The organism is Rheinheimera sp., assembly GCF_020217005.1.
Taxonomy (GTDB): Bacteria; Pseudomonadota; Gammaproteobacteria; order Enterobacterales; family Alteromonadaceae; genus Pararheinheimera.
This window is the reverse complement of sequence record NZ_JAIWOI010000346.1, coordinates 1-10,000: the sequence shown is the minus strand read 5'-3', so window position 1 is coordinate 10,000 and position 10,000 is coordinate 1. Positions and strand designations below refer to the sequence as shown.

The window sequence follows — 10,000 nt, the reverse complement described above, 5'->3', positions numbered from 1 at the left end:
ATCAGTACGTTTCCAGGCCTCTAATCAGGAAGCGTTAAATAGCTTATTAAATCCTTTCCGTTTGCAGCTGGATGCTTTTAAAAGCAAAGTGGAAGATATTCACCTCAAAGATAGCCAGCAGCAGGCACTGCTCAATCACGAGCTGCAGCATTTAAAACTGCTGAATCAACAGATCACCGAAGAAGCGCACCAATTGGCTGTGGCCCTCAAAGGCCAGAAAAAGACGCAAGGCAACTGGGGCGAACTGGTGCTGGAAAATGTGCTGGAGCGTTCAGGTTTAAGAGCTGGGCAGGATTATCAGCGTGAGTTTTCCGTCACCCAGGATGACGGCAATAAACTAAGGCCTGATTTAGTGGTGTTTTTACCTCAGGGTAAACATCTCATCATTGATGCCAAAGTGTCGTTAAACGCCTACAGCCGTTATATCAATTCCGAGGAAGAGACTGAGCGTAAATTGGCGCTGCAGGAACATGTGGCTTCCATGGCGGCCCGTATCAAAGAATTGTCTGATCGGAACTATCACAAGTTGCCGGGCCTGAATTCTCCTGACTTAGTCTTTATGTTTGTGCCGATAGAGTCGGCTTTTGTCGAGGCGTTAAAGGCGGATGAGACCTTATTCCAGCAGGCACTGAATCAGAATGTATTAGTAGCAACACCGACCACTTTACTCACCAGCCTGAATATTGTCCGTCAGTTATGGCGTTATGAAGAGCAACATAAACACACGGCTGAATTGGCAAAACGAGCGGATGCGGTGTTTAACAAACTACGCACCTTTCTGACCACCTTTTTACGGGTGAAAGAGAGCTTAAACAAAGCTCAGGAAGCTTATGAGACTGCTGAGAGCCAGTTGTATAAGGGCAGGGCGAACCTGGTGAAACAGGTGAATGAATTTAAAGAGTTAACACCAGCTATTCAGGCGGAACTGCCAGAGTATTTTGTTGAAAAGTCGCAGATTGAGTTTGACTCAGACGCTTTGCCAGCGACAAAAACCTCGTCCGCGCCATAAAGCACTATGGAGCTAGGGGCGGTCAGGTTTATACTAGCGGCCTTTTTTGATTGCAGAGAACTTCAGTGAGTACTTCAGATTTCAGCGCCTTTATGCAACTTCTTCAGCAAAAACTTGATACCAACAGCTGGCAAAAGCTATTGCTCAGCAGTTATCAGGGTGAAGATGCAACCCTAGTGCGGATTGAAGTGCGGCCTCTGGTGTTAAAAGATGTTGCGCATTTAAGTTTTTTATACCGGCATAAAACCCGCGATATCACCAAAAATTTAGTTGTCAGCGAAGGGCTTGCGTTGATTAAGCAACTCCTGGGCACCGAATTTAAAGCGGCCCATTTCACAGCTTTGGACAGCGAAACTCAATTAAGTGTCAGTAAAAAAGGCAAAGTGTTAAGCAGTACGAAAGCGATAAAGCAAACGACACCTGTTGCTGCAGCCTTGACTCATGATAAAGAAAAACAGCGTTTTCTTTCGCTGGACAGGCCTTTTTTACAGCAACTTGGGGTGACTGATGCGCAGCATAAGCTGGTACCTGCCATGTCGCGTAAATGGAAGCAAATCAATAAGTTTGTTGAAGTATTCGACCGGGCATTAAATCAAACTGGCTTAAAGCAAAAACCTGCTGTGCATATTGCCGATTTTGGCTCGGGCAAAGCCTATCTGACCTTTGCGGTACATGATTACCTGACGCATCAGTTGGGACTCAATGCCAAAGTGACAGGCGTGGAGCTGCGCCAGGAGCTGGTGGATTTATGTAATGGTGTGGCCTGCGATTTAAATTTACAGGGTATTGGTTTTGAGCAGGGCGATGTGAAGCATTTTCAGGCCAAAGGCATAGACGTCATGATAGCGCTGCATGCCTGCGATATAGCGACGGATTACGCTATTCATATGGGCATTCGCACTGGCGCTTCGATGATTATGTGTTCACCTTGTTGTCATAAACAGCTACGACCGCAACTGATCAGCCCGCCACTGTTACAACCTATGCTAAAACACGGTATTCATGCCGGTGAGCAAGCCGAAATGCTGACCGACAGCCTACGCGCTTTGCTGCTGGAAGCTTATGGGTATGACACTCAAGTCTTTGAATTTATCTCGCTGGAACACACCAGCAAAAACAAAATGATCCTGGCGGTAAAAAGCCAAAAACCCAAAAGCCGAGAACAAATTCTGGCTCAGGTGCAACAAATCAAAAACTTCTACGGTATACAGCAACATTGTCTGGAAGAGTTACTGTTGACGTCGGAGTGATTCAGGCCAGTTCTTCTGTCTCATAACGGAGCGGTCAACTGCAACGCAGACGCGCCGTAAATACATCCATGTAGGCTCCTGTCCAGCATCCCTGCTGGACAGGGTCTGCTAACGCAGTCGCCCGTCCGTTTACTGAACTCTTTTGCATCTCCGTTTTTTGCCAGATGCTGGCTTTGGTTGTAAATCTGAACGAATACACAGTGTTATTTGCTTTAACTATAAAACAGGCATACTTTGAGCAAATCAACAGGCACATTTGTTTGTTTTCAAAGAGGGTAAACCACCCTAATTTTGGCCTTTGGTGTTAGGCAACCTAAAAATGACATGTTAGGGAAAAGCAATAATGTGCCAGCGCGTTTTGGCTGTATCCATCAATGCTTTTATTTATCAATAAGTTAACATCTAATAGTCATCTGGTGAAACTATATAACGAGCTCTGGCACAATATACAAATCTTTTAAGTTAAGGAGTGGTATGGCGAAAATTGTTGATTTGAATGATGAGTGGGCGCTGAATATTGGTAAGGTTTTCCTGTCATTTGGTAGCCTAGAAAAGTTCACCGTTGACTGCATCAGCAAATGGTTAGATGGACAAAGAATTGTATATCACTTAACAAATGCACCTCTAGCACAGAGAATAAACATAGTAATTGATTTGGCCAAAGATAAGTATGGAGATCGCGAAGAGGTCCAGTCATTTTCAAAGAATCTTAACAAACTGCTAGAGCTCGCAAAGAAGCGAAACCTAATTGCTCATAATCCTTTGATGATGGTGCTCTATGAAGACTCGTTTAAAGAGGAAATATGCTCACTTAAAGATGAGAATAAAGCGATAACGCTATCCGATTTGATCTCATTAGTATCAGAAGTTGAAGGCTTGTATAGTGAACTGCATTATGATTTGGTTCAGTTTCACTTAATTGACGACCCAGACTATTTGTCAGCGTTTAAAAATAAAAAATTAACTGGCCTTCTTGATACAAGGGGTAATGGGGACTAAAGCCACAGGATCATTTTTAGTCTTTTTCAAATTTTGGTGTTCAAAGTAGCCATTTCGCTCTAGGTCGCTGTTTTTAGCACCTAAAGACGACGTTAATGCACAGTATTAGATCTCAGCCTTCGCAGTGAAAAAAGTTGCGTGAGCCAGATTTGAACTGACGACCGTCGTCAGAGGGTTATAAAGAGGATGCCGATAAGCTATGAGGTTGCTCAATCCTAGATTTCAATTACAAAAAAACCGACTATGAAGTCGGTCTTAAAGTTGGTTGCGGGAGCCGGATTTGAACCGACGACCTTCGGGTTATGAGCCCGACGAGCTACCAGGCTGCTCCATCCCGCGTCCGTATTGATAGTTGAGCAGTAACTATCAGGATTTAAAACAAACATCAGATTGGTTGCGGGAGCCGGATTTGAACCGACGACCTTCGGGTTATGAGCCCGACGAGCTACCAGGCTGCTCCATCCCGCGTCCGTGTTTGCGGGGCGCATAGTAGAGCTTTTACCCTGGCAGTGCAAGGCTTAATTCCAGTAAATCTGCAAGAAACTGACTGACTGCGCAATTATTAAACGTATAGCGCATTAAGCGTACGATCTGGCTGAGTCTCTGGCTGGGCAAGACGCAAATCTTTGTTTTTTGAGCTGAAAACATCCCAATGCTTTCGAAAGCGCTTCTGTTATAATGTGCGCCATTTTATTGCAGGGCAGATCATATGTTGGAATTCTGGGCCTTAACATCCAAAGGTGTTGAAGAGCTATTGGCGGATGAAATCCGTCGTTATCAAGGCGAAATCATTAAATTAGGCATGGGCGTGGTTCGCTTTAAGGCTGAACTTAAAGACGCGTATCAGCTGTGCTTATGGTCGCGTTTAGCGACCCGTATTCTACGCCTGGAACAATCCATCGAAATTGATGCCAATTCAGATCTGTATCAGGTCGCCATGCGCATTAACTGGCCTTCCTTAATGCGGATGGAACAAAGCTTCGCGGTGGAATGTGTAGGTAAACACCCGACCATAGACAATACCCAGTTTGGCGGCATGCGGGTAAAAGATGCCATAGTGGATCAGTTCCGCGAACGTTATGACGCCCGGCCAAATGTCGATCGTATCGACCCGGATGTAAGGTTTCAGGTGCGTCTAGAGCGCCAGCATTTTCATTTCTTCCAGGATTTCTCCGGCCCTTCGCTGCATCAGCGTGGTTATAGAAAAGAGCAGGGCGAAGCTCCATTAAAAGAACACCTGGCTGCCGCTTTATTAATTCGTTCCGGCTGGAAGGCTGATCAGCCTTTATATGACCCTTTTTGTGGTAGCGGTACTTTATTAATAGAAGCTGTGCTGATGGCCCGTCAGTTGGCGCCTGGTTTAAAGCGTGAAAAGTTCGCCTTTGAAAGCTGGGGTGACCACCAACCGGAGCTGTGGCAACAGTTGCGGGCAGAAGCTTTGGGGGCTCGCAAGGCAATAGCTGAAGGCGTAACTTTTATTGGTAGTGATACTGATGAACGCACTTTACAAAAAGCCCGTCAGAATGCCGCCCGTGCTGGTGTGGCTGACTATATTGAATTTATTACTCAGGACGCGACCCAAATTCAGTCGGCCGTTTGTGCTGGTAAAGGTGTCATTATCACTAACCCGCCATACGGCGAGCGGTTAGGTGATTTACCTCAACTTATTCCTGTCTATGCTGAATTCTCTTTAGGCCTGAAAAAACACTATCAGGGCTGGCGTTTAGCCATTATTACCTCAAGCCCGGATTTATTGCGGGCACTGAAGTTATCCAAAGCCAAAAGCTATAAGTTTACCAACGGTCCATTGGACTGTGAATTTACCATGTTCGATTTAACCGAACAGCAAGTGCAGGTGAATGCCAACAGTCAAACTGCGGCGTTGTTTTATGCAGAAAGCGAATCCTTTGGTAATCGCCTGAAGAAAAACGTTAAGCAGCTGGAGAAGTGGGCGAGGCGCGAAAACATCAGTTGCTACCGCATGTACGACGCCGACATTCCGGAATACAACGTGGCGGTCGACTGGTATGACGGCGAAGTGGTGATCCACGAATACGCGGCGCCTGCCAATGTCGATGAACAAATAGCGCAAAAACGTTTGTTTGACGTAGTGAACCTGGTGCCTAAAGTGCTGGGTATTGGTACAGACAAACTGGTGCTGAAAGTTCGCGAAAAACAAAAAGGCAAAGAGCAGTATCAGGCGCTGGCTAAAGCAGGCCAGTACAAAGAAGTGACTGAATATGGCGCTAAGTTTTTAGTCAATCTGCGTGATTACTTAGATACCGGTCTGTTCTTAGACCACCGCGTCACCCGTTTAGCCATTCAACAGCAAGCCAAGGGTAAAAAAGTACTGAATTTATTTGCCTACACAGGCACTGCTTCAGTGCATGCGGCTTTAGGTGGTGCTTTGTCTGTCACTACTGTGGATATGTCCAATACCTATCTGGACTGGGCCAAACGCAACTTCCTGATTAATGGCTTAGAAGGCAAGGCCTACCAGTTTATTCAGGATAACTGTCTGGATTGGCTGAAAGGCTGCAAAAACCAGTTTGATTTAATCTTTGTCGACCCGCCGACGTTCTCTAACTCCAAACGGATGGAAGACACCTGGGACGTACAACGTGATCACGTTAAGTTACTGACTATGGTTGGTCGCTGCCTGGCGCCGAACGGCAAAGTGATTTTCTCTAACAATAAAAGACGCTTTAAGCTGGACAAAGCGGCGTTAGAAGAAGCGGGATGGAGTATCAAAGATATTTCAGCCCAAAGTTTACCGGAAGATTTCAAACGCAACCCGCATATTCACGTGTGTTTTGAACTCTTCAAACGAGTCGATGAATAAATGCAGATGCGGCTTTACAGCACCTGGGGTTGCCATTTATGTGAACAGGCCGAGCAGCTTCTGCTGCAGGCCGGTTTGGCAGGTGCGGTAGAAATTATCGATATAGTGGACGATCCGGAGTCTTTTCAGCGCTACCGGGTGCATATTCCAGTGTTTAAAGTGAAAGACCAGGAACTGTTCTGGCCCTTTGACCTTGCACAGATACAACAGCTGCTTGCGCAGTCGTCAGGACAATAAAAGTGGAATTATTACGTTTTCAACAAGCCAGTCTGGCTTTTGGTACTCATCCCATTTTAGACAAAGTGGATTTTAGTTTATTTGCCGGCGAACGGGTTTGTTTAGTCGGCCGTAACGGCGCTGGTAAATCCTCCTTCCTAAAAATATTGACCGGTCATCAAAACCTGGATGACGGCCAGGTGGTACGGCAGAACAATTTAGTGATCAGCCGCTTAGAGCAAGACCCACCAGCCCGCGTTGATATTAAAGTGGCAGATTTTATCCGTGAGGGCGCCGGCGATTTAGCCGAAAAGCTGCAGCGCTTCTATCAGTTGGCCGATCATTTCTCGGAAGCAACCGAAGCCGAACAACGTGAGTTTGGTGTGTTACAGGCAGAGCTGGACACCCGTCAGGGCTGGCAGTTAGAAAGCCGTATTGAAGAGCTGTGTCTGCAGTTTGAAATGGATCCGAATACTACGCTCGCTTCGCTATCCGGCGGCTGGTTACGTAAAGCGGCTTTGGCCAAGGCTTTAGTGTCGCAACCGAATGTGCTGTTGCTGGACGAACCAACCAACCACTTAGACGTCGCTGCTATTCAATGGCTTGAGCAGTTCTTTCTGAACTTCAAAGGCGCCATTATTTTTATCTCGCACGACAGGGCCTTTATCCGCGCTTTAGCCAGCCGCATTATAGATTTAGACCGTGGTGAACTCACTTCTCACCCTGGTAATTACGCTGAGTATCTGGAGCGTAAGCAAAAAATGCTGGAAACAGAGCAGCAGCACAATGCGCTCTTTGATAAAAAGCTGGCGGAAGAAGAAGTCTGGATCCGCCAGGGCATTAAAGCCCGCCGTACCCGCAACGAAGGCCGGGTTCGTGCTTTAAAAGCGCTGCGTAACGAACGCGCAGCCCGGGTTGAACAACTGGGTAAAGTAGAATTTGCCATTGAGCAGTCGCAAAAATCTGGCAAACTGGTGTTTGAAACCAAAGGGGTGAACGTCAGTTTTAAAGGCGAAGCTGTATTAAAAGATTTGAACGTCCTGGTGATGCGTGGCGATCGGATCGCGTTGGTCGGGCCAAATGGTGTAGGTAAATCCACCTTAATCAAAACCTTGCTGGGCGAATACAATGCCGACAGCGGTGAAATTAAGCGTGGTACTAATCTGGAAGTGGCCTATTTTGACCAGCACCGTATTCAGTTGGATTTAGATGCCACGGTGCAGGATAACGTCGCTGATGGTAAACAGGAAATCACCCAAAATGGCCAGACCCGCCATGTACTGAGTTACTTGCAGGACTTCTTATTTGCACCAGCGCGCGCCAGAACACCAGTTCGTGCTTTGTCAGGGGGTGAGAAAAACCGCTTATTGCTGGCCCGTTTATTCGCCAAGCCAAGCAATTTACTGATCCTCGACGAACCGACCAACGATCTGGATGTAGAAACTCTTGAACTACTTGAGGATATTCTGCAGCAGTATCAGGGCACTGTGCTTCTGGTCAGCCATGATCGTGAATTTGTGAATAATACAGTGACCAGTTCACTGTATTTTGCCGGTCAAGGCAAGGTGGTCGACATCGCTGGCGACTACGAAGACGTGGTGGCTTACCAAAAACGGCAGCAAAACAATGTAAAAGCTGTTGAAACAGTGCAAAAAAGTGTAAAACCTGTCGAAGAAAAGCCAGTTGAGCTTTCATCCACTAGCAGTAAGAAGTTATCATACAAAGAGAAACGAGAACTGGAACTATTGCCCGCTTTAATCGAGACACTTGATGCAGAATTAAGTGCCTTGCAGCAGCAAGTCAATGATCCACAATTTTTTCGGCAAAGTGCCGAGAGCACCCAAAAAACGTTGAACCTATTGCATGAGACCGAGTCGAAGCTCGCGCACGCTTATGAGCGTTGGGAACAATTAGAAGCATTAAATCAGCAGTAACAGGGGACCTGAATGAGATTATCGCCCATAGTATTAGCCTTATTACCCGGCCTGGCCGCCAGCTCAGCTTATGCCGCCGTTTATCAGGTTCAGGAGTTGCCGGAACTTAGTACAGTTCGTTCTCAGTTTGGCGCTGCGATGAATGACAATGGGGATGCTGTTGGTTCCGCCAGCTTTATTTATAATTTTCCAGTTGATATCAGTGCGGTTGATTTTGAAAACTCATCTATAACCGGTGCTCTGACTGCGGAAGAAATTGCACAGGCGAAACTTGGTAATATTAATGGCAAAATACAAGGTGTTTTGCTGAATTATCTGGCCAATAATGCTTCAAGTTATGCTGTTCAACGCTATAGTGATGTCCAGGCTTTTAATTTATCCACTGCGTCACAAATTAAAGTTCGTGAACAAGCCGCAGTTCCAACCAATAGAGAATATGTTTACGACATTAATAACAGTGGCAACGCTATAGCTGTTGCTACAACAACCTTTACTCAACAAAGCTTCACCCCTGCAGCAACAGAAACTACCCCTTCTCCGGCAACTGTTAATTTATGGACGCCGGCACCGGCTCATATCAAATCTTTCGTAGTGAATGGCAACAGCTCAGTTGCTTTGCCTATACCTTATGAAGAAAGAGGCGGCGGTTTTGCCCTGGCTCAGAAAATTAGTGAAACAAACTACATAGCGGGTTCTGGTAGTGTTCTGATGCTGGATACAGTAGCTGAAGCCATGGATAAGACTTGCGATGGCAAGGCTTTGCCTGTAGCGATTTGTCAGTACAATTATGCGCTTGGTGGAAGCTATGTAGAACGCGCTTTGGTTTGGAAGATGAATGAAGCCGGCCAAATCTCAGCTCCCGTTCAGTATGGATTCCTGGGACCGGCTATTGAAGGTTCGGCTGAATCAAATTACGTGAGTCGGGCTGTTTCAGTCAACGATATAGGCATAGCTGTGGGCTCTTCATCTTATACAGATGAAAATCGTAATATCAGCTCTGTTCATGCCACTGTCTATGCTGAATCAGAAGTCTCAGCTATTGTTGATCCTCTGGAATGGAACTACAGTTCCGCCAATGACATTAACAACAATAACCTTATTGTTGGTAGTGCGAACAAAGTGATTAACGGGGTACAGAGAAATAAGTTTTTTGTATTTGACTACAACACGAAAACGGTGACATTTCCAAAAGACTTTTTCGAAAGCTCAAATTCAGTGCCTGCAGCCATCAACGACAACAATATGGTGGTTGGTGTAGCTGAAATATTACCAGCGGACAGCACGACCCGCAGACAGGTAGCGTTTCTGTATGACGCGGAAAACTCCAGCTTTACTGATCTGAATACATTGTTGCCTTGTGATGCCAGCGTAACTCTGGTTGAAGCCAAAGATATTAATAACAACAATGAGATTTTAGCTAACGCTGTGGTGTCAGTTGAGCAACGTGATTCCATGGGCGAAGTGGTTAAAGACAGTGCAGGTAATCCTCTGATGGAAAACGTCACAAGACCTGTGAAACTCGTACCTGTGCCGAATGGAACCATAGATAGCTGTAATATTCCACAAGAGCAGACTTACGAACGAAAAGGTGGTTCTACAGGGTTGTTAACTTTATTGCTTCTGCCTTTGTTGTTATTAAGACGACGCAAATACTGACATTTCGTGCGCTGTTAGAAAGAACCTGCCGCTGGCAGGTTTTTTTATGCCTGTGAATGTTGGGAAGGACTAAAAATAATTAAAAAAAATTAAA

At 45.9% G+C, this 10,000-nt stretch carries 7 protein-coding genes and 2 tRNA genes; 7 read left to right on the top strand and 2 right to left on the bottom strand.

Annotated elements, in window-relative coordinates:
* The 3 genes from LDL40_RS17005 to LDL40_RS16995 form a co-directional block, all read left to right on the top strand.
* Positions 1-1,009 (top strand): DNA recombination protein RmuC (locus LDL40_RS17005; protein WP_300996645.1); only part of this gene is annotated, 1,009 nt, incomplete at its 5' end.
* Between the two features lie 65 nt (positions 1,010-1,074).
* Complete coding sequence (locus tag LDL40_RS17000) at positions 1,075-2,259, top strand: SAM-dependent methyltransferase (RefSeq protein ID WP_300996643.1); 1,185 nt, start codon at positions 1,075-1,077, stop codon at positions 2,257-2,259.
* Positions 2,260-2,733: 474 nt separating this feature from the next.
* Positions 2,734-3,258, top strand: a complete 525-nt coding sequence (locus LDL40_RS16995) for a hypothetical protein (protein WP_300996641.1) — start codon at positions 2,734-2,736, stop codon at positions 3,256-3,258.
* 262 nt (positions 3,259-3,520) lie between these two features.
* On the opposite strand, the gene LDL40_RS16990 is transcribed toward LDL40_RS16995, so the two are convergent.
* Both LDL40_RS16990 and LDL40_RS16985 read right to left on the bottom strand, forming a co-directional pair.
* A tRNA-Met gene (locus tag LDL40_RS16990) sits at positions 3,521-3,597 on the bottom strand.
* A 52-nt stretch (positions 3,598-3,649) separates the two neighbouring features.
* Positions 3,650-3,726 (bottom strand) — tRNA-Met (locus LDL40_RS16985).
* A 241-nt stretch (positions 3,727-3,967) separates the two neighbouring features.
* Here LDL40_RS16985 and rlmKL point away from each other — a divergent pair.
* Genes rlmKL through LDL40_RS16965 form a run of 4 tightly spaced genes read left to right on the top strand, consistent with a single transcriptional unit; the run spans position 3,968 to position 9,906 of the window.
* Positions 3,968-6,100, top strand: coding sequence for a bifunctional 23S rRNA (guanine(2069)-N(7))-methyltransferase RlmK/23S rRNA (guanine(2445)-N(2))-methyltransferase RlmL (gene rlmKL, locus LDL40_RS16980; RefSeq protein ID WP_300996640.1), 2,133 nt, complete (start codon positions 3,968-3,970; stop codon positions 6,098-6,100).
* Positions 6,101-6,106: 6 nt separating this feature from the next.
* The gene (locus LDL40_RS16975) at positions 6,107-6,337 is read left to right on the top strand and encodes a glutaredoxin family protein (protein ID WP_300996639.1); all 231 of its coding nucleotides are present in this window, start codon (positions 6,107-6,109) and stop codon (positions 6,335-6,337) included.
* 2 nt (positions 6,338-6,339) lie between these two features.
* Positions 6,340-8,250: an ATP-binding cassette domain-containing protein gene (locus LDL40_RS16970; RefSeq protein WP_300996637.1), complete on the top strand. Its 1,911-nt coding sequence runs from the start codon at positions 6,340-6,342 to the stop codon at positions 8,248-8,250.
* A 12-nt stretch (positions 8,251-8,262) separates the two neighbouring features.
* Entirely contained in the window at positions 8,263-9,906 is a 1,644-nt protein-coding gene (locus LDL40_RS16965; protein WP_300996635.1) for a DUF3466 family protein, read from the top strand.
* Positions 9,907-10,000: the final 94 nt, after the last annotated feature.